General features: G+C 68.1%; 21 protein-coding genes, 1 tRNA gene and 1 pseudogene. 13 read left to right on the top strand and 10 right to left on the bottom strand.

What is annotated here, in order from left to right:
- Positions 1 to 3: 3 nt before the first annotated feature.
- Both E3T42_RS06025 and E3T42_RS06020 read right to left on the bottom strand, forming a co-directional pair.
- Complete coding sequence (locus tag E3T42_RS06025) at positions 4 to 858, bottom strand: undecaprenyl-diphosphate phosphatase (protein WP_134367191.1); 855 nt, start codon at positions 856 to 858, stop codon at positions 4 to 6.
- 19 nt (positions 859 to 877) lie between these two features.
- Positions 878 to 2203 (bottom strand): M20/M25/M40 family metallo-hydrolase, encoded by a 1326-nt coding sequence (locus tag E3T42_RS06020; protein ID WP_134402655.1) that lies wholly within the window; start codon positions 2201 to 2203, stop codon positions 878 to 880.
- Positions 2204 to 2319: 116 nt separating this feature from the next.
- Between E3T42_RS06020 and E3T42_RS06015 the strand changes: the two genes are divergently transcribed.
- Positions 2320 to 2402 (top strand) — tRNA-Leu (locus E3T42_RS06015).
- A gap of 262 nt (positions 2403 to 2664) precedes the next feature.
- Here E3T42_RS06015 and E3T42_RS06010 read toward each other — a convergent pair.
- The 3 genes from E3T42_RS06010 to E3T42_RS06000 form a co-directional block, all read right to left on the bottom strand.
- The gene (locus E3T42_RS06010) at positions 2665 to 2973 is read right to left on the bottom strand and encodes a hypothetical protein (RefSeq protein WP_134367195.1); all 309 of its coding nucleotides are present in this window, start codon (positions 2971 to 2973) and stop codon (positions 2665 to 2667) included.
- Between the two features lie 758 nt (positions 2974 to 3731).
- Entirely contained in the window at positions 3732 to 4373 is a 642-nt protein-coding gene (locus E3T42_RS06005) for an alpha/beta hydrolase (protein WP_166787174.1), read from the bottom strand.
- Between the two features lie 17 nt (positions 4374 to 4390).
- Positions 4391 to 5305, bottom strand: a complete 915-nt coding sequence (locus E3T42_RS06000) for a VOC family protein (protein WP_134367199.1) — start codon at positions 5303 to 5305, stop codon at positions 4391 to 4393.
- A gap of 308 nt (positions 5306 to 5613) precedes the next feature.
- Here E3T42_RS06000 and E3T42_RS05995 point away from each other — a divergent pair, with 308 nt between their 5' ends.
- On the top strand, positions 5614 to 7227 hold the full coding sequence (locus tag E3T42_RS05995; RefSeq protein ID WP_134367201.1) for an isocitrate lyase: 1614 nt from the start codon (positions 5614 to 5616) through the stop codon (positions 7225 to 7227).
- 327 nt (positions 7228 to 7554) lie between these two features.
- On the opposite strand, the gene E3T42_RS05990 is transcribed toward E3T42_RS05995, so the two are convergent.
- Together E3T42_RS05990 and E3T42_RS05985 are read right to left on the bottom strand one after the other, a co-directional pair.
- Positions 7555 to 7755: a hypothetical protein gene (locus E3T42_RS05990; RefSeq protein ID WP_134367203.1), complete on the bottom strand. Its 201-nt coding sequence runs from the start codon at positions 7753 to 7755 to the stop codon at positions 7555 to 7557.
- Between the two features lie 114 nt (positions 7756 to 7869).
- Positions 7870 to 7989, bottom strand: coding sequence for a VOC family protein (locus tag E3T42_RS05985; RefSeq protein ID WP_134367205.1), 120 nt, complete (start codon positions 7987 to 7989; stop codon positions 7870 to 7872).
- A 193-nt stretch (positions 7990 to 8182) separates the two neighbouring features.
- Between E3T42_RS05985 and E3T42_RS05980 the strand changes: the two are divergent.
- Positions 8183 to 9105: pseudogene (locus E3T42_RS05980) on the top strand (5'-3' exonuclease H3TH domain-containing protein).
- A 107-nt stretch (positions 9106 to 9212) separates the two neighbouring features.
- Here the strand turns inward: E3T42_RS05980 and E3T42_RS05975 are convergent.
- From E3T42_RS05975 to E3T42_RS05965, 3 genes are all read right to left on the bottom strand, one after another.
- On the bottom strand, positions 9213 to 9713 hold the full coding sequence (locus E3T42_RS05975; protein ID WP_134367207.1) for a CarD family transcriptional regulator: 501 nt from the start codon (positions 9711 to 9713) through the stop codon (positions 9213 to 9215).
- A 133-nt stretch (positions 9714 to 9846) separates the two neighbouring features.
- On the bottom strand, positions 9847 to 10872 hold the full coding sequence (locus E3T42_RS05970) for an agmatine/peptidylarginine deiminase (protein ID WP_134402654.1): 1026 nt from the start codon (positions 10870 to 10872) through the stop codon (positions 9847 to 9849).
- Complete coding sequence (locus tag E3T42_RS05965) at positions 10869 to 11861, bottom strand: nitrilase-related carbon-nitrogen hydrolase (protein WP_134367211.1); 993 nt, start codon at positions 11859 to 11861, stop codon at positions 10869 to 10871. The genes E3T42_RS05970 and E3T42_RS05965 overlap by 4 nt, the downstream gene beginning before the upstream one ends.
- Before the next feature lie 94 nt (positions 11862 to 11955).
- Here E3T42_RS05965 and E3T42_RS05960 point away from each other — a divergent pair, with 94 nt between their 5' ends.
- From E3T42_RS05960 to E3T42_RS05920, 10 genes are all read left to right on the top strand, one after another.
- On the top strand, positions 11956 to 12594 hold the full coding sequence (locus tag E3T42_RS05960) for a TetR/AcrR family transcriptional regulator (protein WP_134367213.1): 639 nt from the start codon (positions 11956 to 11958) through the stop codon (positions 12592 to 12594).
- A 274-nt stretch (positions 12595 to 12868) separates the two neighbouring features.
- Entirely contained in the window at positions 12869 to 13747 is an 879-nt protein-coding gene (locus tag E3T42_RS05955; protein ID WP_134402653.1) for a xanthine dehydrogenase family protein subunit M, read from the top strand.
- Positions 13748 to 13752: 5 nt separating this feature from the next.
- The gene (locus E3T42_RS05950; RefSeq protein ID WP_134402652.1) at positions 13753 to 14250 is read left to right on the top strand and encodes a (2Fe-2S)-binding protein; all 498 of its coding nucleotides are present in this window, start codon (positions 13753 to 13755) and stop codon (positions 14248 to 14250) included.
- On the top strand, positions 14247 to 15179 hold the full coding sequence (locus E3T42_RS17255) for a molybdopterin cofactor-binding domain-containing protein (protein WP_241975869.1): 933 nt from the start codon (positions 14247 to 14249) through the stop codon (positions 15177 to 15179). Before E3T42_RS05950 ends, E3T42_RS17255 begins: the two co-directional genes overlap by 4 nt.
- Complete coding sequence (locus E3T42_RS17250; protein WP_241975868.1) at positions 15115 to 16248, top strand: molybdopterin cofactor-binding domain-containing protein; 1134 nt, start codon at positions 15115 to 15117, stop codon at positions 16246 to 16248. The genes E3T42_RS17255 and E3T42_RS17250 overlap by 65 nt, the downstream gene beginning before the upstream one ends.
- A gap of 9 nt (positions 16249 to 16257) precedes the next feature.
- On the top strand, positions 16258 to 17187 hold the full coding sequence (locus E3T42_RS05940; protein ID WP_241975867.1) for an XdhC family protein: 930 nt from the start codon (positions 16258 to 16260) through the stop codon (positions 17185 to 17187).
- Entirely contained in the window at positions 17171 to 17779 is a 609-nt protein-coding gene (locus tag E3T42_RS05935) for an NTP transferase domain-containing protein (protein ID WP_134402650.1), read from the top strand. The genes E3T42_RS05940 and E3T42_RS05935 overlap by 17 nt, the downstream gene beginning before the upstream one ends.
- A complete protein-coding gene (locus tag E3T42_RS05930; protein ID WP_134402649.1) occupies positions 17776 to 18699 on the top strand; it encodes a MoxR family ATPase in 924 nt (307 codons plus the stop codon). Before E3T42_RS05935 ends, E3T42_RS05930 begins: the two co-directional genes overlap by 4 nt.
- A 383-nt stretch (positions 18700 to 19082) precedes the next feature.
- Positions 19083 to 19973 (top strand): VWA domain-containing protein, encoded by an 891-nt coding sequence (locus tag E3T42_RS05925; RefSeq protein ID WP_160141127.1) that lies wholly within the window; start codon positions 19083 to 19085, stop codon positions 19971 to 19973.
- Positions 19973 to 20531, top strand: a 559-nt coding sequence (locus E3T42_RS05920) for an SRPBCC family protein (RefSeq protein ID WP_134402647.1), incomplete at its 3' end; no start/stop codon positions are given. The genes E3T42_RS05925 and E3T42_RS05920, both read left to right, overlap by 1 nt.

Below are 20531 nucleotides of genomic sequence, written 5' to 3'. Positions count from 1 at the left end.
TAACTACGCCGCGATGGTGTTCGTCGCCAACAGGCCCATCAGCAGGAACCCCAGGGCGATGCGGTAGATCACGAACGGAAGGAAGCTGCGTCGGGAGATGTAGTTCATGAAGAACCGGATCACGAACAGGGCTACGACGAACGCGATCAGCGTGGCCACCAAAGTCTCCCACGGCCCGAATATCTCCGGGGTGCAGTTGGTCGCGCCCTTTAGGCACGGCTTGGCGATGGACTTGTACATCTGGTAGAAGCCGCTGCCGAGGACCGCGGGAATCGCCAGCAGGAAGGCGTAGCGGGCCGCAGCGCGACGCTCGTAGCCCATGAACAGGCCCGCGGTGATGGTGCCGCCGGAACGGGAGACCCCGGGGATCAGCGCGAGTGCCTGGGCGAACCCGTAGATGACGCCGTGCGGCACCGTGAGGTCTTTCAGGCGGCGACGCTTCGCCCCGACGAAGTCGGCGATACCCAGCAGGACGCCGAAGACGATCAACACCGTGGCGGTGATCCAGAGGTTGCGCAGAGATGATTCGATCTGGTCCTGGAACAGCAGCCCGAGAACGATGATCGGCAGGGAGCCGAAGATGATCAGCCAGCCCATCCGGGCATCGGGATCCATGCGCGGCACCTTGCCGACGAGGGACTTCGCCCACTGCCCGATGATGCGCACGATGTCGCGCCAGAAGAAGATCACCACGGCGGCCTCGGTGCCGATCTGGATGATCGCCGTGAACCGTGACCCCGGGTCGGCCCCGGTGCCCAGGAACTCCCCGACGATACGGATGTGCGCACTCGACGAGACCGGGAGAAACTCGGTCAGTCCCTGCACGAGTCCAAGGATCATTGCGTTGATGAAATTCACAAGCCGCCCGCTTTGCTGGTCAGTAGTTCGAAAGCAGATCGGTCAGAACCCGCCTGCCAAACACTAACGCGTCGAGCGGCACGCGCTCATCGACGCCGTGGAACATCGCCGGAAAATCGAGATCCGCGGGCAGTTTCAGGGGTGCGAATCCGTAGCCCTTGATTCCCAGCGTGCTGAGGGCCTTGTTGTCGGTGCCGGCCGAGAGCAGGTAGGGCAGCACGGGGGCTCCCGGGTCGTGCCGTCCCAGGGTCTCCACGACCGCGTCGACGAGCGGCCCGCCGAACTCGGTCTCCAGGCCGATGTCGCGGTGCATGATCACGATTTCGATCTCCGGGCCGACCAGCGCGGCGACTTCGGCCAGCACGGCGTCTTCGTCGCCCGGCAGGGTGCGGATGTCGATCAGCGCCTCGGCCCGGTCAGGGATCACGTTGTGCTTGTAGCCGGCCTGCAGCACGGTCGGATTGGTGGTCGTGCGCAGGCTCGCCTGGATGAAGCCGGACGCGGTCCCGGTGGCCAGGGCCAGTTCGTCGGGGCCGACGCGCTGAGGGTCGACCCCCAGAACCCGGGCCAGCTCGGCCAGCAGCTGGCTGGTGGTGTCGGTCAGGCGGATGGGCCAGTTGCGACGGCCCACCTTGGCAACGGCCTCGGCAAGCCTGGTCACGGCGTTGTTGTGGATCAGCCGGGATCCGTGTGCGGCGTCACCCCGGGCGACCAGCTTGATCCAGATCAGGGCCTTCTCCCCCGTCTGCAGCAGGTAAGCGCGCCGTCCGCCGAGCGTGATCGAGTAGCCGCCCACTTCGCTGATGGCCTCGGTGGCGCCGGCGAAGAGCTCGGGGCGGGTGTCGACGAGGTGGTGTGAGCCCAGCACTCCCCCGGCTTCCTCGTCGGCGAAGAACGCGACGACCAGGTCCCGGGCCGGCTCGCTGCCTGCCCCGAGGATGTCCTGCAGGGACGCGAGGATCATGGCGTCCATGTTCTTCATGTCCACGGCCCCGCGGCCCCACAGCAGCCCGTCCTTGATCACACCCGCGAACGGGTCCACCGACCAGTTGTCCGGGTCGGCGGGGACGACGTCCAGGTGGCCGTGGACAACGAGCGCGCCGCGGCTTCGGTCGCGGCCGGGGACCCGCACGACGACGCTCGTGCGGCCGGGTTCCGGGTCGAAAAGCTCGGGGCTGAGACCGAGGCCGCGGAGGTTGGCGGCGACGTACTCGGCGGCATCCGTCTCGCCGTTGGAACGGCCTTCACCGTAGTTGGTCGTGTCGAAGCGGATCAGGTCGCGAGCGATCTCGGCAGTCAGGTCCAGTCGGTCTGCGGCGGGGGCATCTTCAGCGGAGGAAAGCATGGGTTTCACGCTACCGGGCCGCACTATCGGCTGGCGACGGTGCCGGCGGCCGGATGGCGTGAAAATCCGTGCTAGATTGTCTATTCGGCGGCCGGGAACGGCCACTGAAACACCCGGCCCGGGTGGCGGAATGGCAGACGCGCTAGCTTGAGGTGCTAGTGCCCTTATGGGCGTGGGGGTTCAAGTCCCCCCTCGGGCACACAGAGAAGTTCGGAGCACTTCGAGCTTCATTGAGAAATAGGTCGTGACATCGGATTATTCGTTGCACGGCCTTTTTTTCATGCCCGGATGCGAGATGTCGCCAGGTGGCCAAACGGCCTGCCCGGAGAACCGGGTCGCCCTCGCTGGGTCGATTCTTCGTCGCAGTCTGGAGCGAGGAAGGACCGAGATGGTTGAAAACCACCCCGGTCCTGGAGTTGCTCCGGTGCCGATCCGGAGCCGTTGCGCCGTCGAACGGCAGGTTATTCCGCAAACTCCACGTTGCCGCGGCAGGCTTCGCCCGGGCTGGGTACGGCGTCCTTGAAGCCGTGGCTGACATACCGCCCGTAACTCTGCACCCGCCCGTCGGTGACGAAGTCATCGTTGAACTGGGGCGGCTGGTTCTCCTGTGCGTCGGGCAGGTCCCGACCCGAATAGGCGCAAACCGAACTGGCCTTCTCTGCACCGGGGACCGGTTTCCCGTTACCGCTGGTCTCGCCGGCCTGAGCGGAACTGACGCCGACGAAGACGAGCCCGAGTGCGACGACGCACCCAATGGCCATGCGTTTCATGACTCTTCCTTTCCTCAAGAGGCGGCCCGCCTGGCGTCGAGTGAGCCAGCGCACCGCCCCACCTTCGGTCGAAACTACTCCTGGGAGGCTAGCGGGACAACGGCCAGCAAAGAAATTCTTCGAGATTCCGGCATCCATTCGGAAAGAGCTTGCGCGCTCTGGGTGTCCTCCGTGTCCCCGCCGTCGACACCACCAGCTTTGGCATTGCGGCCAGCGCGGGCCTGCCCGATGGCGGGCGGGCCCGCCCGATGGCGGGCGGGCCCGCATGGTGGCAACATCCGCGCTTGCGGCGCACATGTGTCTCCTGCCCGTCCACGTCACGGCGGACATCGAGGACGGCTACTCCGACGACCCCGTCGAGATCGCGGATCTTGTGGCGAAGAGACACAGCCCGGACGTGTTCATCAATGCGAGGGTGGACAATTTTGGTTCGCCGAACAGGCCTCTGTGGATGCAGTCCTGCTCCGTGCCCGGGCCTACGCCGGCGCAGGGGCCGACGGGATCTTCGTCCCCGGAATTGCGGCACGGAGGACATCCGGAGCATCGCCGCGGGGATCGGTCTGCCTCTCAATATTCTCGCACATCCCTTACTGACAGTGGCCGAGCTGGGGCGTTGGGCGTGAGGCGTGTGAGCTCCGGCTCCCTGCTGTACCGCTCAGCAGTGGACACCGCTGTGAACGTCGCCAGGGCCCTGCGCAACAATAGGAAGGTGCCGGTCGCAACCCCCGACGGTGAGATGCAGTCGCGCCTCGTGGCCTTCAGTCAGGGGCGCGCGGGCTGACGGCGCCTCCGCCGACGTGGGTGGTGAGGAACTCTCGCACGTCGCCGATCTCGGCGCCATCGATGCCGTGCGCCAGCCCCGGGTACACTCGTTCCACGAGGGACGAGTGACGCGGCAGGTAAGCGGTCGTGCGCGCGATCGCAGGTTCCGCGATGACTCGATCCAGGGCGCCGCGCCCCCAGAACACGGGCGGCAGGATCGCTGCGAGGATACCGTCGCCTGGCTGTGCTGCCCCCAGCACGAATCCGCCGAGCACGACCGTGGCGAGTATGCGCTCGGGTCGTGTTCGCAGGAGCTGGCTGGCCATCAGGCCGCCCTGGGAGAAACCGATGGGGATCACCCGGGTGCGGGCATCCACATGTGTGTCGACCCAGGCCCAGATCGCGTCCGTTGCGTCAGCCACGGGTTGAGGCTCGGGGCTTCCCGGCGTGGTGATCGTGAACCACGCTGCGCCGCCGGATCCCAGTTCGACCGGCGCGCGCAGGGACGCCCACGGCAGTCGCAGGCAGAGCGCCGGGATGAGGCCGGTCAGGTCGCGCTCATTCGAGCCGAAGCCGTGCAGCAGGAGAGCGACGGCGGATTCGGCGGTGGCGTGGGCGGGCCATCCGGGTGAGCGCACGTCACGCAGCGGACTGATCACCGGGCCATCAACTCGTCGGTGGTCAGGTCGGGCAGCGCGACGGTGACGTGTGTGCCCCACGGGTCGGTGACGGTCACGGAACGACCGTTGCTGCCGAACGGGATCGATCGGGCCCGCAGACGGGCCGTGAGGGACTCCAGATCCGCGGTGTCCGGAACGGTCACCGCCACGTCGCCGAGTCCGAGGCCGGCCGCGCGCGGTCCCGAGCCGCGGCTGTTCCAGACGTTCATCGCGATGTGGTGGTGGTAGCCGCCCGCCGACGCGAAGAGCGCCCCGGGGTACTCGGTCTGGGTCGTCTCAAAGCCGAGCGCGTCGACGTAGAAGGCGCGGGCGGTGTGCAGATCCCCCACCTGCAGGTGTACGTGTCCCACCGTGCCCGCCTGCGACACGGCGGCATCCAGCGTCTCCTCGGTCAGGTGTCTCTTCAGATAGACGTTGGGGTCGAGATACTCGGTGGCCATCCGGATCTCGTTGCCGTGGCGAACCCACTGGTCGCGGTCCCTGTCGACGTACAGCTCGACGCCGTTGCCCTCGGGGTCGGTGAAGTAGAATGCCTCGCTGACAAGGTGGTCACTCGATCCCACGAATCGGCTGCGCGGGTCCTGCGTCGCCCGGTAGACGGTCGCGGCGAGACTGGCGGGGCTCTCGAAGAGGAAGGCGGTGTGAAACAGGCCTGCCTGACGCGGGTCGACACCGGGCAGATCCGGGGTGTGGACCAGGCGCACGAGCGGCGTGAGCCCGCGGCCGAGAACGCGGTGCACCTCGCGGTCCCGGGTGCGCTCCGCCACGGGCTCCATCGCGAAGGCCCGTGAGTAGTAGCTCGACATCCCCTCGAGGTCGGCGACCCGCAGGGTCACCGCGCCCATCGAGGTCTCGGGGGCGAGAAGGCGGTCGTCAAGTGAAACGGTCATGATGGCGTCCTGTCTATCGATGCGAGCGTGCCCGCAAATTACTTGTAGCTTCAACCTAACAGGGTTTACTTGTAGGTTCAAGTACTTCACCGGTTCGGATGGGGTCTCAAACGCGGCAGAGGCCTCAGATTGCCCAATGGGGCGACTTTCGGCGCTTTTCTTCTCAGTCGAAGAAGAAACGCAAAAGTTCTGTTCCGAATCTTGACGAAGACCTGTTGCTATTGCCGCAGTCTTCATGTAGCAGCCAATATCGGGCCGCCGATACAGCCGACCAGTGCTCTGCACAATTCAACGTCGAAGGAATGCACATGACCATCTATCAAGACGACACCGAGGCAGTCGAAGCCCTCAAGAATGCGTTCGGAAGCAGCTGGGATGCCATCAACCCCGAATCCGTTGCGCGGATGCGCGCCCAGAACCGGTTCAAGACCGGCCTCGAGATCGCCCAGTACACCGCCGACATCATGCGCAAAGACATGGAGGAATACGACGCGGACTCCTCCGTCTACACGCAGTCCCTCGGCGTCTGGCACGGCTTCATCGGCCAGCAGAAGATGATCTCGATCAAGAAGCACCTGAAGACCACGAACAAGCGCTACCTGTACCTCTCCGGCTGGATGGTAGCCGCCCTGCGGAGCGAGTTCGGCCCGCTGCCCGACCAGTCCATGCACGAGAAGACGGCCGTTCCCGCCCTCGTGGAGGAGCTCTACACCTTCCTCCGCCAGGCCGACGCCCGCGAGCTGGACCTGCTCTTCACCGCCCTGGATGGGGCCCGCGGCGCCGGTGACGACGCCAAGATCGCGGCCATTCAGGACCAGATCGACAACTACGAGACCCACGTGGTGCCGATCATCGCCGACATCGACGCCGGCTTCGGCAACCCCGAGGCGACGTACCTGCTGGCCAAGAAGATGATCGAGGCCGGTGCCTGCGCGATCCAGATCGAGAACCAGGTCTCGGACGAGAAGCAGTGCGGCCACCAGGACGGCAAAGTCACCGTCCCGCACGAGGACTTCATCGCGAAGATCAACGCCGTGCGGTACGCGTTCCTCGAGCTGGGCATCGACAACGGCATCATCGTCTCGCGCACCGACTCGCTCGGTGCCGGCCTGACGCAGAAGCTCGCTGTGACGTACCAGCCCGGTGACCTCGGCGACCAGTACAACTCCTACCTCGACGTCGACGAGATAACCGAGGCCGACCTGGGCAACGGGGACGTCGTCATCAAGCGCGACGGGAAGCTGCTGCGCCCCAAGCGTCTGGCCAGCAACCTGTTCCAGTTCCGCCAAGGCACCGGCGAGGCCCGGTGCGTGCTCGACAGCATCACCTCGCTGCAGAACGGCGCTGACCTGCTCTGGATCGAGACCGAGAAGCCGCACGTCGCCCAGATCGCCGGAATGATGAACGAAGTTCGTAAGGTGATCCCGAACGCCAAGCTGGTCTACAACAACAGCCCGTCGTTCAACTGGACCCTCAACTTCCGCCAGCAGGCGTACGACAACCTCCTCGCCGAGGGCAAGGACGTGTCGGCCTACGACCGGGCCAAGCTCATGAGCGTCGCCTACGACGAGACCGAGCTCGCCCAGATCGCCGACGAGAGCATCCGCACGTTCCAGCGCGACGGCTCTGCCGAGGCCGGCATCTTCCACCACCTCATCACCCTGCCGACGTACCACACGGCAGCACTCTCCACCGATGATCTGGCCAAGGGCTACTTCGCCGACCAGGGCATGCTGGCCTACGTGAAGGGCGTGCAGCGTCGCGAAATCCGCGAGGGAATCGCAACGGTCAAGCACCAGAACATGTCTGGATCCGACCTCGGTGACAACCACAAGGAGTACTTCGCCGGCGAGGCCGCGCTGAAGGCCGGTGGCAAGAACAACACGATGAACCAGTTCGAGGAACCGGCCCTGAGCCACTGACTCAGCAGCCACTACTCGACTGAGCAGTCGAAGTGACAACGAAGAAGCCCCAGTCCTGCGACTGGGGCTTCTTCGTTTGCTGTCACCCGGTCACCCGAGCCGGGATGGGGAACCAGGGATCGCAGCTCCCGCCTCGATCTCGATCAGGGTACCGGGTCGGGCCGGCGGGAACGATCACGCGTCTCGTACCGCAATCGAAGGCAGCGCTTGAGGTCCTCGAACACGTCCGTGATCGTGCACTCGTCCTCGGCGCGCTGCAGACTCGGCGCCATCAACGTGATCTGGTCGTGCGACACGCTGTAGAGGGAGCACCCGAGATGGGAATTGTCAGGCCCCGATCAGAACAAGTACGTGGTAGACGACGTAGACGGGCCAGACGATCGCCTGCAACAGTCCGAGGATGACGCCCCAGAACGAGCCGTCCGAGACAGAGACGAAGTAGATGGCGGCCCCGATATACGCCAAGAGAAAGGCAAAGCCCCAGGGTCCGTCTCGTACGATCACCCGTGCACGACCATCCGTACTCATCTGATCCTCCGTTTCCGCGAGGTGCGCCTGACTGCTGGGCACAACGGTAGCCGGAGTGTGCACGGCCCGACACCCCTTCGAGGCGATGTCAGGACAGCGCTCGGACGCGCGGTCTCATCGTCGGGCGAGCTGCGGCCGCGCCCTGGGGTTGCCGTCAGGATCGCTGAAATAGGCGTAGCGGATGCCGTCCACGTCCGTCGGGGGCAACGGAACCAGTTCGAGTCGCATGTCCACAGTGCACTTCTTCTTTCACGATGAAATCTGCCGTAGTGCGACGCTCCAGCTGCCGCACGCGAGTACAGCCTGGCATTGCCCTCGGCCGATCCGCGCAGATTCGCCGCCGATCAGAGTCGCCGAGCTGAGCCGCCGCACGATTTCGTTCCGACTGTGGGAGGATGCCGCCGTGACCGCTCCACGCGAGCGCGGGATGCTCCTCGACACCGCCGCACTGTACTTTCGGGCGTTTCGCGCCCTGCCCGACACCGTGCGGGCACCGAACGGGATACCGGTGAACGCCGTCCGGGGTCTGCTCGACATCATCGCACGACTCGCGTCCGAGTTCCGGCCAAGCGAAATCGTGGCCTGCTGGGACGACGACTGGCGTCCGCAGTGGCGCGTTGATCTCATCCCGACGTACAAGACCCACCGGGTCGCCGGGGTGCAGCCGGCGGGGGGAGGTCCTCTGCTCGAGGAAGTCCCCGACCTGCTGATACCTCAGGTACCGGTCATTCGCGAAGTACTGGGCGCACTCGGCGTGCCGGTGGTCGGTTCCCCGCACCACGAGGCAGACGACGTCATCGGCACACTGGTATCGCACTCCCGGATTCCCGTCGATGTCGTCACGGGTGACCGCGACCTGTTCCAGCTGGTCGATGACACCCGCGACGTGCGGATGATCTACACCGGTCGCGGCATGGCCCGGCTCGAGGTCCTGACGGATGCCGCGCTCACGGCCCGGTACGGGGTCGCCCCGATGCAGTACGCCGATTTCGCGGCGCTGCGCGAAGACCCCTCGGACGGGCTTCCCGGGGTGCCCGGCGTGGGCGAGAAGACGGCGGCCACGCTGTTGTCCTCCTACGGGACCCTTGACGGCATCGTCGCTGCAGCGGCAGACCGAGGTCCGGGATGGCACCGCCCGTGCGCGCCAGGATCGCCGCCGCGGGCGACTATCTGAGCGTCGCCCCGGCGGTGGTCAAGGTGGTGCGAGACCTCCCCCTGACCCCGTTCGATGCGCGCATCCGGGTCAGCAGCCGGGAACAGGCCGCCGAACTGGACCGGCTGTCTGCCCTCTGGGGGCTCGGCGCCTCGATGACGCGCGCGCAAGACGCCCTGGCCGCACTGGCCGGGTAAGCCTCGACCGCCGACCAGGCCCCGTTAAGCACGCCGAACCGTGAGCTCCGACCCCTTTTCACGACCGTTCAGGGGGTTAACTCACGGTTCGGCGAATCCTGAAAGGTCTAGGCGACCTCGGTGAGGGCTCCGGAGAGCACCTCGTTCAACGCCACCACGGTGTCCTCCGGGGACGTGCCGAGCGCCAGTGCCAGCTCGGATTCCAGCAGCTGACGGGACTTGGCGAGCATCCGCTTCTCACCGGCGGATACGCCGCCGTCCTGTTCCCGGCGCCACAGGTCGCGGACGACCTCGGCGACGCGGGTCACGCTGTCGCTGGCCATCTTTTCCTGGTTGGCCTTGAAACGGCGGCTCCAGTTCGTGGCTTCTTCGGTGAACGGGTCCCGCAGAACCTTGTACACCTCTTCCAGCCCGGCAGCGTCGATGACGTCGCGGACTCCAACGAGTGCGGCGTTCGCGATCGGCAGCTGAATGGTGAGCTGCGACGAGTGAACGCGGAGCGTCATCGCCGGTTGCTCGACGCCTTTCAGGGTTATGGTGGAGAGTTCGGTAAGGGTGACCGCACCGTGGTGCGGGTAGACGAGGGTTTCCCCGACGATGAACTTCAAACTTCCTCGATTCGGTAGCGCTGTGGCCAACCTGTCAATGTTGCCACAGTCCCCTGAACATCTGCCTTACGCCACTCGGTCAGTTCACAGACGCCGTCCTGACGCACCGCGGGCAGCTCGAAGCGCCGGGAGACTAGCGTGCGGAGGGTTGCTGCTGGGTGATGCAGTGGATGCCGCCGCCACGGGCGAACAACGGCCGCGCTTCGACGGAGACGACCGTGCGGCCCGGGTACACCGAGGCCAGGATCTCCCGTGCGGCCCGGTCGGCCGTCTCCTCCCCGAACGAGCAGGCGATCACACCGCCGTTGACGACGAGATGGTTCACGTAGTTGTAGTCGACGAAGCCGTCGCCGTCGGTGAGGGCGGCCGGGGCCGGCAGGTCGACGAGGGTGAAGGCCCGGCCCGCGGCATCCGTCGATGCGGCGAGCAGGGCACGGAGCTCCCGGGTCACGGCGTAGTCGGGGTGGGCCGGGTCGTTCTGGGCGTGCACCAGCACCGTGCCCGGTGACGGGATGGCGGCGACCATATCCACGTGGCCCCGGGTGCCATACCGCTCCTGGTCGCGGGTCAGCCCGCGGGGCAGCCAGACCACGCGGGTGGCCCCGATGGTGCGGGCGAATTCGGCCTCGACCCGGGCCCGGTCGGCATAGGGGTTGCGGCCGGGGTCCAGTTGAACGCTGAGGGTGGCCAGCACGGTCCCCTCACCGTCGACGTGGATGCCGCCGCCCTCGTTCACGAGCACCGAGGAGATCGCGGTCGCCCCGGCGGCCGTCGTGACCCGCCTCCCGATCCCGGCGTCGTTGTCCCAGGTCGCCCAGTCCTGGGCGCCCCAGCCGTTGAACGTCCAGTCCACGGCGCCGAGCCGGCCGTCGTCGCCCAGAACGAAGCTCGGGCCGATGTCACGCATCCAGGCGTCGTCGAGCGGCGCCTCGATGATCTCCACCTCCGACGACAGGTACCGACCGGCCAACGCGCGCTCGGACGGGTCGACGACCATGGTGACGGGCTCGAATTCGAGCACCGCGTGGGCGACGGCGGCCCAGCTGCGGCGTGCCTCGTCGGCTGATTCCGGGCCGTCACCCAGGGTGTATCCCGCCACCGGGAACGCCATCCACACGCGGTCCTGGGGTGCGGTCTCCGCCGGCATCCGCCAGCTCATGAGCGCGCCACGGCGCTGCTCGCCCCGAACGGATGCCCGGCGTCGACCGGAACCGTGAGCCCCGCATAGCTGTCGGGGCGGCGGGTGGCGAGAAAGGGGAACAGTGCGAGCCACTCCTCCCGCTGGGCCAGGTCCAGGTCGGCGACGAGCACCGCGGATTCGTCGCGGGGAGCCTGCACGAGCACCCGCCCGTAGGGGTCGGAAATGAAGGAGGAGCCGTAGAAGGTCAGGTCGCCCTCGTCGCCGTGACGGTTGGGCACCACCATGAACAGCCCGCTGGTGATGCCGTTGGCGACGATGACCTGCTGCCAGATGGGCTGGGTGTCGAGGGCCGGGAAGCCCGGCTCGGAGCCGATCGCGGTGGGGTACACGAGAAGCTGGGCTCCGGCGAGGCCGTAGAGCCGGGACACCTCGGGGAACCACTCGTCCCAGCAGGTGGGCAGCCCGATCCGCGCGCCGTCCAGCTCCTCCGGCGCGTACACGGGATACGCCTCCTCGGCCGGGCCCGGCCGGAACCAGGTGTCCTCGTAGTAGCCCTCGGTGACCGGGATGTGCAGTTTTCGGGTGCGGCCGATCAGCTGCCCGCCGGGCGACACCATGATCGCGGTGTTGTAGCCGCGCGGGTCGTCCGGGGCGTCGTCCGTGGCCGGCTTCTCATACAGCGACGCGTGCACGACGACCCCGTGCACCCGCGCCTGCTCGGCCGCGAGCGCGAAGGTCGGCCCGGTCAGCAGGTCTTCGGCGCCGCGTTTCGGCACCCCCTCCGCCCGGGCGTTGCCGGGGTACTTTCGCAGGGTCAATTCGGGCAGGAAGACGACCCGGGCCCCCTGGGCGGCGGCCACACGGATGCCCTCGGCCAGTTCCGCGCGCAGCTCGGCCTCATCGGCGTGCCAGCGGTGCTGCACGAGTCCGACCCGGAGGGGCGGGCCGACCTGGTCCGTGATGCGGGTCAGTGGTTCGGCGATGCCGGGGGCAAGGATCAGGCGCATGAGGGGTCTCCCTGGTGAGGTTAGGTGTGGATCCACCAATTGATTGATCAACTGATCAATAGACGATGACTAAAGATATATAGACTGTGGATTCATGTCAACCGTTCAGAGCACATCCCGCCGGAAGGCGCCGGTCGAGCGTGCGGCGGAGATCGCCCGCACCGCGAGGGAGATCGCCCTCGTCGAGGGCCTGTCGGCCATCACGCTGCGCGGGGTCGCATCCCGGATCGGGGTGACTCCCGCCCTGGTCAGCCACTACCAGCCGAGCATGGACGTTCTCGTCGCGGCGACATTCGGGGCGATCGTCGCGGCCGAGATCGGGGAAGTCGCCGAAGAGCTCGCGCCCTGCGAGACGTCGGTGGCGACGCTTCAGGCCCTGATCAACACGCTGCTCGGTCCCGAACGCAGCGCTGTGACCGCCGTCTGGCTCGACGCCTGGAGCCTCGGCCGTCGCCACGCCTCGCTGGCGGCTGAGGTCGGCGTGCAAATGGATGCCTGGCAGGCTTTCCTGTCCGGACTGCTGACCACCGGCTGCGCCCGTGGGGAGTTCCGGACCGCCGACCCGGATGCGGTGGCCTGGCAGCTGTTGGCGATCATCGACGGGCTGAACGCACACGCGATCGTGCGGTACGGCGACGCAAAACGGCTGCGCGGACTCGTGCGAACGGTCGCCGAACACGAGTTGGGTTTGCCTTCCGGGGCCCTCGGTCCGGCAGACGGGTCGGTCCTCTGACGGTAGGCTGACTCTCAGACTTCCGGGATCGGCCTTGCTGATACCGGACGAGCGCTGGTTGAGACAGTGCACGAAGCCCCGGCATTTTCGCCGGGGCTTCTTTCGTGCGGTTACCACGGCACTTCGGCCCGCCGTTCTGAGCGCCCCGACACGAGCCGATTCCGGGTCTCGGCCGGCCCGCGACGCGCGTTGACAACCGCATTGCCCCGGAGCAATGTGTGACTCAATTCGTGTCTGACGCTGCGGTCAGGCACCTTTCGACGTGGAGGCAATCGTGCAAATCCCGGCTCCCTTCGACTACGTGCGCGCCAGCACCGTCGACAATGCTTTCGCCCTCCTCGAACGTCACGGCCCGGAGTCCCGGGTCGTCGCGGGCGGGCACAGCCTGCTCCCGATGATGAAGCTTCGGCTGGCCAGGCCCGAGTGCCTGGTCGACATCAACGATGTGTTCGAACTCGACTTCGTGCTCCGGGACGGGGACACCCTCCGCATCGGGGCGATGACCCGGCACTCAACGCTTCTCGAGTCCGCCGAGATCGCCCGGCTCTTCCCGATCGTCGGCGACGCCGAGCGGGTGATCGCCGATCCCACCGTGCGAAACCGCGGAACCATCGGTGGTTCCCTGTGCCAGGCCGATCCGGCCAAGGACCTCTCCACCGTGTGCAAGGTGCTCGGAGCGCAGGCGGTCGTCCGCGGTCCCGCGGGCGAGCGCCTGCTCAGCATGAGCGAGTTCCACCGCGGACCGTACGAGACGGCCGTCGCCCACAACGAGCTGCTGTGCGAAGTGCGGATTCCGATCCGCGCGCGTTCGGGCAGCGCCTATGAGAAGGTCGAACGCCGAGTCGGCGACTGGGCCGTCGTGGCCGCCGGGGCATCCGTCACACTGGCCGCCGACGGCACGATCGACGATGTCAGGATCGGGCTCACCGCCGTGGGCATCGTGGGAACAGCCACCGAAGCCGAGGCCGTGCTCCGGGGCCGGCATCCCGGGGAAGACCTCTTCGTGGAGGCCGGCCGGCTTGCCGCCCTGGCCAGCGATCCCGTTGCCGACCAGCGCGGTCCGGTCGACTACAAGCGGCACCTCGCCGACGAACTCACTCGCCGGGTCCTGCGACGTGCGACCGCGCGCGCAACCGAAACACAGGAAGGCTGAAGTCGATGCAGATCAGCATGACCGTCAATGGCAAGGACATCACCGAGGAGGCCGAGCCGCGCGTGCTGCTCGTGCACTTCATCCGCGACGTGTTGCGGTTGACGGGCTCGCACCGGGGGTGCGACACCTCCAACTGCGGCACCTGCGTCGTACTGATGGACGGCCAGTCAGTGAAGTCCTGCACGGTGCTCGCGGCGATGGCCGACGGCCACTCCATCACGACCGTCGAGGGCCTCGCCTCCGGCGCCACCCTCGACCCGGTGCAACAGGGATTCATGGAGGAGCACGGCCTGCAGTGCGGGTTCTGCACGCCGGGGATGATGCTCACGGCCCGCGCCCTGCTCGACAACAACCCGCATCCGGATGAGGGCGAGATCCGCGAGGCGATCTCCGGCCAGATGTGCCGCTGCACCGGATATGCGACCATCGTTCGCTCCGTGCAGTGGGCCGCGCAACACCCGGCGACCCAGGAAGAAACCGCTGGAGAAGAGGTGACCGCATGAGCATCATCGAGGAACGCGCCGCGAACCCGGCCGCCGGTGACGACGACCGGCCCATCGGCTACGGCCGCATCCAGCGCAAGGAAGATCCGCGCTTCGTGCGCGGCAAAGGACACTACGTCGACGACATCGTGCTGCCCGGGATGTTGCACGGGGCCATCCTGCGCTCCCCCGTCGCGCACGCGCGCATCGTCTCGATCGACACGAGTGCGGCGCTCGCCCACCCGGGCGTGGTGGCCGTGATCACCGGCCAGGACCTGCTCGGACTCAAGCTCGCCTGGGCGCCGACCCTGTCCGCCGACGTGCAGGCCGTGCTCGCCACCGACAAGGTGCGCTTCCAGGGTCAGGAGGTGGCGTTCGTCGTCGCGGAGGACCGCTACGCCGCCCGTGACGCGCTCGAACTGATCGAGGTCGACTACGACGTGCTCCGCCCGGTGATCGACGTTCGCAAGGCCCTGGACCCCGACGCGCCCGTCATCCGGGATGACATCGAGGGACGCACCGACAACCACATCTTCGATTGGGAGGCGGGCGACGCGGCCGAGACCGACGCGGTGTTCGCCTCGGCGGACGTCGTCGTCTCCCAGGAGATGGTCTATCCCCGGGTGCACCCGGCGCCGATGGAAACGTGCGGGGCGGTCGCGGACTACGAACCGATCGAAGGCGCACTCACGCTCTACGAGACCAGCCAGGCGCCGCATGCCCACCGCACGCTGTTCGCGATCGTATCCGGGATCCCCGAGCACAAGATCCGCGTCGTCTCACCGGACATCGGCGGCGGCTTCGGGAACAAGGTCGGAATCCACCCCGGGTACATCCTCGCCGTCGTCGGATCCATCGTCACCGGCCGGCCGGCCGGTGAAGTGGATGGAGGACCGGTCCGAGAACCTGATGTCCACCTCGTTCGCCCGCGACTACATCATGCAGGGTGAGATCGCCGCCACGAAGGACGGCAGGATCCTCGCCGTGCGGTCGAGCGTGCTGGCCGACCACGGAGCCTTCAACGCCACGGCGCAGCCGTCGAAGTACCCCGCGGGCTTCTTCCACATCTTCACCGGCAGCTACGACCTGCAGGCCGCGCACTGCAAGGTGACCGGGGTGTACACGAACAAGGCCCCGGGCGGCGTCGCCTACGCCTGCTCCTTCCGGGTGACGGAGGCGGTCTACCTGGTCGAACGGCTCGTCGACATGCTCGCCCGGAAACTGGACATGGACCCCGCCCGGTTGCGGCTGAAGAACCTGATCAAGCCGGAGCAATTCCCGTACAAGAACAAGACCGGTTGGGAGTACGACTCCGGCAATTACGAGCAGGCGCTGCGGAAGTCGATGCAGATGGCCGGCTACGACGACCTGCGGCGCGAGCAGCGGGAGAAACGGGATCGCGGCGAGCTGATGGGGATCGGCATCTCGTTCTTAACCGAGACCGTCGGCGCCGGTCCGCGCAAGCACATGGACATCGTGGGCCTCGGCATGGCCGACGGGGCTGAGCTGCGCATCCACCCCACCGGCAAGGCCGTCGTGCGCATCTCGGTGCAGAGCCAGAGCCAGGGCCAGGGCCAGGGGCACGAGACGACCTTCGCCCAGATTGTGGCGGAGGAACTCGGCATCCCGGCGGAAGATATGGACGTCGTTCACGGCGACACCGACCAGACGCCGTTCGGGCTGGGCACCTACGGCAGCCGATCGCCTCCGGTCAGCGGCGCGGCCGTGGCGCTGGTCGCCCGCAAAGTGAGTGAGAAGGCGAAATTCATCGCCGCGGCCATGCTTGAGACAAGACCGGAGGACCTGGAATGGGAGACCGGCTTCACGGTGACCCCGTCGCCGCACCACCCGATCGGCGCCAAGGGAATCGGCGAATCCGCGACGGTCGGCTCCCCGCCGGCCATCGTGAACGCGGTCGTCGATGCCCTCGCGCCCTTCGGGATCACCCACATGGACATGCCGTGCACCCCGGCCCGAGTCTGGGAGGCCATGCAGGGCCGGCCACGACCGCCGATCTAAATGTCGGCGATGGGAGAGGCGCTCGCGACCAGGGCGCAGGAACTCACCGGCCGCCGCGAACCCTTCGTGCGCGCCACCGTGGTGCGAGCCCAGCATCCGACGAGCGCCCAGGCCGGGGACACGGGCCTGCTGCTTTCGGACGGAACGCTGGAGGGGTTCGTCGGCGGGGCCTGCGTGCAGTCATCGGTGCGCGAATACGGTTTGAAGAGCCTGGCCACCCGGGAGCCGATCCTGCTCCGGGTGGTCGCGGGCGAACCGTCCCATCGGCAAGAGGAGGGCGCCGTGCAGGTGTCCAACCCGTGCCTCAGCGGCGGGGCCGTCGAGATCTTCCTCCAACCGTCGGTGCCGTCGCCGCGCGTGCTCGTCGTCGGCTCGACACCGATCGCCCACGCGCTGGTGGCGCTGGGCGGGCCGCTCGGCCTGCACCTGCAACTCGTCGCGGGACTTGCCGCCTCTGCGGACATCGAGCCGCGGCCCAACGATGCCGCGCTCATCGTGGCGTCGCACGGGCGGGACGAGGAGCCTGCCCTCGAGGCCGCCCTGCGTGCCGGCGTGCCGTACGTCGGTCTCGTCGCCAGTCACGCACGGGGCGCCGCCGTGCTCGCTTCCCTGAACGTCACCGACGAGCAGCGCGCCCGCGTGCTTAGCCCCGCCGGCCTGCAACTGGGGGCCCGCTCCCCCGCCGAGATCGCCCTGTCGATCCTGGCGCAACTGGTCGCCGAACGAGCGGCTGCCCACCCCGCGGAAACCGAGGCGGCGAACGGCGTCCCCGCCGCAGACACCGCCCCGGCCGCGATCGACCCAGTTTGCGGGATGAGCGTGACCGTCGGCGACACCACACCCTCAGCCGAATTCGCCGGGGCGACCTTCCACTTCTGTTCGGAGTCCTGCCGGCGCACCTTCCTGGCCGATCCGGAGCGGTATGCGAACGCATCGTGAACCGCGCACCGCCGGACTCGTCCTGGCGGCCGGGGCGTCACGCCGAATGGGCAGACCCAAGCAGCTCCTCCCCTTCGGCGACGGGGTCGTCCTCGACGCCGTACTCGACACGAGTCGCGCCTGCGGCTTCGACCAGATTGTCGTAACGCTCGGCGGGGCCGGGGACCAGGTGCGACGCCGGGTCGACACCCGAGGCTGCGACCTGGTCGACAACCCCGCATTCGGCACCGGATGCTCGTCCTCGATCGCGGCGGCCATCCCGGCGCTGCACTCGGAGACCGACGTGCTCGTGCTCCTGCTCGGAGATCAGCCCGGGGTGCGCCCCGAGGCCGTCCGCGCGCTCCTGGACGGACGCGGTGACGCGCCCCTCGCCGTCTGCCGCTACGACGACGGCGTGGGGCATCCGTTCGCCTTCGCCCGGTCGATGCTGCCGGACCTGGCCACGCCGCACGGCGACAAGGCGGTCTGGAAACTCCTCGACCAGCGTGCGCCGGAGGTGGCGGAGGTGGTCGTGCCCGGACCGATCCCGCCGGACATCGACACGGAGGCCGACTACGAGCGGGCGCTCGCCGAACGGGAACGAACGCGATGAGCGGCGCGGCGCGGTCGGGAGCCGAGGACGACGTCCGGCGGCTGATCCCCGACGTCCCCAGCCTGCTGACCGCCCTGGACGGGGTCGACTACCTGGCCGACGACGGGCTGGCCACGGCGTTGTTCCTCGCTGTGCGCCTGCCCCAGCCGATCCTGCTCGAGGGGGAGCCGGGGGTCGGCAAGACCGAGGCGGCCAAGGCGCTGGCCCGGGTGCTGGACACGCCCCTGTTCCGGTTGCAGTGCTACGAAGGGATCGACGCGGGGGAAGCTCTGTACGAGTGGAACTACCCGCGCCAGCTGCTGGGCATCAGGCTGGCCGAGGCCCGTCAGGCCGACCTGGACGAGACGGAACTGTTCGGCCCCGAGTACCTGCTCCGCCACCCCCTCCTGCAGGCGCTCGAGCACCGCGGGCCCCGCCCCGCGATGCTCCTCCTCGACGAGATCGACCGTGCCGACGCCGAATTCGAAGCGTTCACCTTCGAGCTGCTGGCCGAGGCGGCCGTCACCATCCCCGAGCTCGGAACGGTGCGGGCCACGCATCCGCCGATCGTCATCCTGACCTCCAACCGCACACGCGACCTGCACGATGCCCTGACCCGGCGCTGCCTGTATCACTGGATCGATTACCCCACCCCCCAGCGCATCGCCGAGATCGTGCGCCGTCGGGTGCCGGACAGCGCCGGGCCGATCGCCCTGCAGGCAGCCTCGGCCGTCACCCGGCTGCGGTCGCTGGACCTCGCGAAACCGCCCGGCATCGCCGAGGCCATCGACTGGGTGTCCGCGTTGACGGTGCTCGGGGTGGAGACGCTCGAAGCCGGGCATGTGGACCAGACCTGGGGGTCCATCCTCAAGAACCGCGACGACCTCGACCTGGCCGTCGGCCGCGGCGCCGCCTGGGTGCTGGGGGGCGAACATGACTGAAACGGATGCCCGCGCCGGGCGTTCCAGCGTCGAGGCCGCAGCCCTGGCCACGGGCTTCACCACGGTGCTTCGACGCGCCGGGCTTCCGGGCTCCCCGGATCGTGCCGCCCGCCTGGCCGAGGCCCTCCGCCTCCTTCCGCACTCCGATCGCGACGCGTTGTATTGGACCTGCCGGGTGGTGCTCGTCTCCTCCCGGGAGCAGCTGCCTGTGTTCGACCGGGTCTTCGACGCCGTCTTCGGCGGCCGGCTCGATCCGGCCGACAGCCGCGGAGACCAGAACGCACCCCCGGGGATCGGGGGCGAACCTCGTACCCGCCCCACCCCCGGCGGACCAGCGGCCGACCGAATCGGCCGGCCGGGAGACGGAGCGGAAGGAGCCTGCGATGGCTCCCGCCGGGGACGGCCCCGAGAACGACGAGGCGCCGGAGCGGGAGTCGGTGCTGATGGTGGCGTCGGCCGAGCAGCGACTGCACGACACGTCCTTCGCGGAACTGGCCCCCGACGAGGTGGCCCAGATCCGCACGCTCGTGCGGCGAATCAGGCTGTCCACGCCGGAACGGGTCAGCCGCCGCGTCCGGAAGACCTCGACGACCACCCCACGGCTGGACCTGCGGCGTACTGTCCGCGCGGCGCAGCGCACCGGCGGCGAGCCCCTCCGGCTCGTCTACCGGCGCCGCCGCACCCGCCTGCGACGCCTGATCCTCCTCTGCGACGTGTCCGGGTCGATGGAACCGTACACGAGGGTGTTCCTCTCGCTGCTGCAGGGCGCCGTCTCAGGCGCCCAGGCCGAGGCCTTCGTCTTCTCGACCCGGCTGACCCGGCTCACCCGACAGCTGGCGGTGCAGAACCCGGACCAGGCGCTGGCACGCGCCGCCGCCTCGGTCGACGACTGGGCCGGCGGCACGCGTCTGGCGGAGAGCCTCCGCCGCTTCGTCGACGAGCACGGCCGGCGCGGCCTCGCCCGCGGAGCCGTCGTCGTGGTCATCTCCGACGGCTGGGCGATGGACGAGCCGGAGATGGTGGGCGCCCAGATGGCACGCCTGCCTCGCCTGGCCCACCGCATCGTCTGGGTCAACCCCCGGAAGGTGGCCCGGGACCACCAGCCGGCGGTGGGCGGCATGGCGGCGGCGCTGCCCTACGTCGACGCGTTCGTCAGCGGGCACAGCTACGCGGCGCTGACAGAAGTGGCGGCGGATATCCGCGCCGACCGCTCGGCGCCAGTCCAGAATCAGCCATTCCAGAATCGCCCACCCGAGAATCAGAGGACACGATAATGCAAATAGACAGCACTTTTTCCGTCGTCGCACCCATCGACCAGGTGTGGAAGACTCTGATGGACTTCGAACGTGTCGCCGGCTGCGTCCCGGGGGCGCAGGTGCTGAACAAGCTGTCGGATGACGCCTATCAGGTCGGTATGAAAGTGAAGCTGGGTCCGGTGACCATGCAGTACAAGGGGCAGATGACCGTCCTCGAGCGGGATGCGACGGCCCACCGTGCGGTGTTCGAGGGGCGCGCGCAGGAGACCCGCGGCCAGGGCACCTCGCAGGGCACGGCCACCCTCAGCCTGGTCGAAGAATCGGGGATGACCAAGGGCACGGTCAGCGAGGACGCCGCGCTGTCCGGCAAGGTCGCCGCCATGGGCCGGAGCACCATCGGCAGCGTCACCGACCAGATGATGGCCCTGTTCGCGGAGAACCTCCAGGCGATGGTCGGCGAAGGTCCCGCGGCGGTCGCGGGCAAGGCCGGCGAGGGCGGGACGAGCACGGAGCAGCCGCCCGCCGCACCGCCAGCCGCCGCACCCGCCGCGCCCCCCGCGGCGACGCCCCTGGCAG

This window comes from Cryobacterium sp. TMT4-10, from assembly GCF_004403275.1.
GTDB lineage: Bacteria > Actinomycetota > Actinomycetes > Actinomycetales > Microbacteriaceae > Cryobacterium > Cryobacterium shii.
The sequence above is the reverse complement of the archived record's forward strand: the minus strand, read 5'-3'. Positions and strand labels throughout refer to the sequence as shown.

Excerpts from the sequence above, each read along its gene's own strand:
- E3T42_RS05960 (WP_134367213.1), top strand. The coding sequence starts at position 11,956 with ATGTCAACCGTTCAGAGCACATCCCGCCGGAAGGCGCCGGTCGAGCGT.
- E3T42_RS05935 (WP_134402650.1), top strand. The coding sequence starts at position 17,171 with ATGCGAACGCATCGTGAACCGCGCACCGCCGGACTCGTCCTGGCGGCC.
- E3T42_RS05990 (WP_134367203.1), bottom strand. The coding sequence starts at position 7,755 with ATGAGTACGGATGGTCGTGCACGGGTGATCGTACGAGACGGACCCTGG.
- E3T42_RS05940 (WP_241975867.1), top strand. The coding sequence starts at position 16,258 with ATGGGAGAGGCGCTCGCGACCAGGGCGCAGGAACTCACCGGCCGCCGC.
- E3T42_RS17250 (WP_241975868.1), top strand. The coding sequence starts at position 15,115 with ATGGAGGACCGGTCCGAGAACCTGATGTCCACCTCGTTCGCCCGCGAC.
- E3T42_RS05925 (WP_160141127.1), top strand. The coding sequence starts at position 19,083 with ATGGCTCCCGCCGGGGACGGCCCCGAGAACGACGAGGCGCCGGAGCGG.
- E3T42_RS06000 (WP_134367199.1), bottom strand. The coding sequence starts at position 5,305 with ATGACCGTTTCACTTGACGACCGCCTTCTCGCCCCCGAGACCTCGATG.
- E3T42_RS05995 (WP_134367201.1), top strand. The coding sequence starts at position 5,614 with ATGACCATCTATCAAGACGACACCGAGGCAGTCGAAGCCCTCAAGAAT.
- E3T42_RS05950 (WP_134402652.1), top strand. The coding sequence starts at position 13,753 with ATGCAGATCAGCATGACCGTCAATGGCAAGGACATCACCGAGGAGGCC.
- E3T42_RS05965 (WP_134367211.1), bottom strand. The coding sequence starts at position 11,861 with ATGCGCCTGATCCTTGCCCCCGGCATCGCCGAACCACTGACCCGCATC.
- E3T42_RS06010 (WP_134367195.1), bottom strand. The coding sequence starts at position 2,973 with ATGAAACGCATGGCCATTGGGTGCGTCGTCGCACTCGGGCTCGTCTTC.
- E3T42_RS05930 (WP_134402649.1), top strand. The coding sequence starts at position 17,776 with ATGAGCGGCGCGGCGCGGTCGGGAGCCGAGGACGACGTCCGGCGGCTG.
- E3T42_RS06020 (WP_134402655.1), bottom strand. The coding sequence starts at position 2,203 with ATGCTTTCCTCCGCTGAAGATGCCCCCGCCGCAGACCGACTGGACCTG.
- E3T42_RS17255 (WP_241975869.1), top strand. The coding sequence starts at position 14,247 with ATGAGCATCATCGAGGAACGCGCCGCGAACCCGGCCGCCGGTGACGAC.
- E3T42_RS05970 (WP_134402654.1), bottom strand. The coding sequence starts at position 10,872 with ATGAGCTGGCGGATGCCGGCGGAGACCGCACCCCAGGACCGCGTGTGG.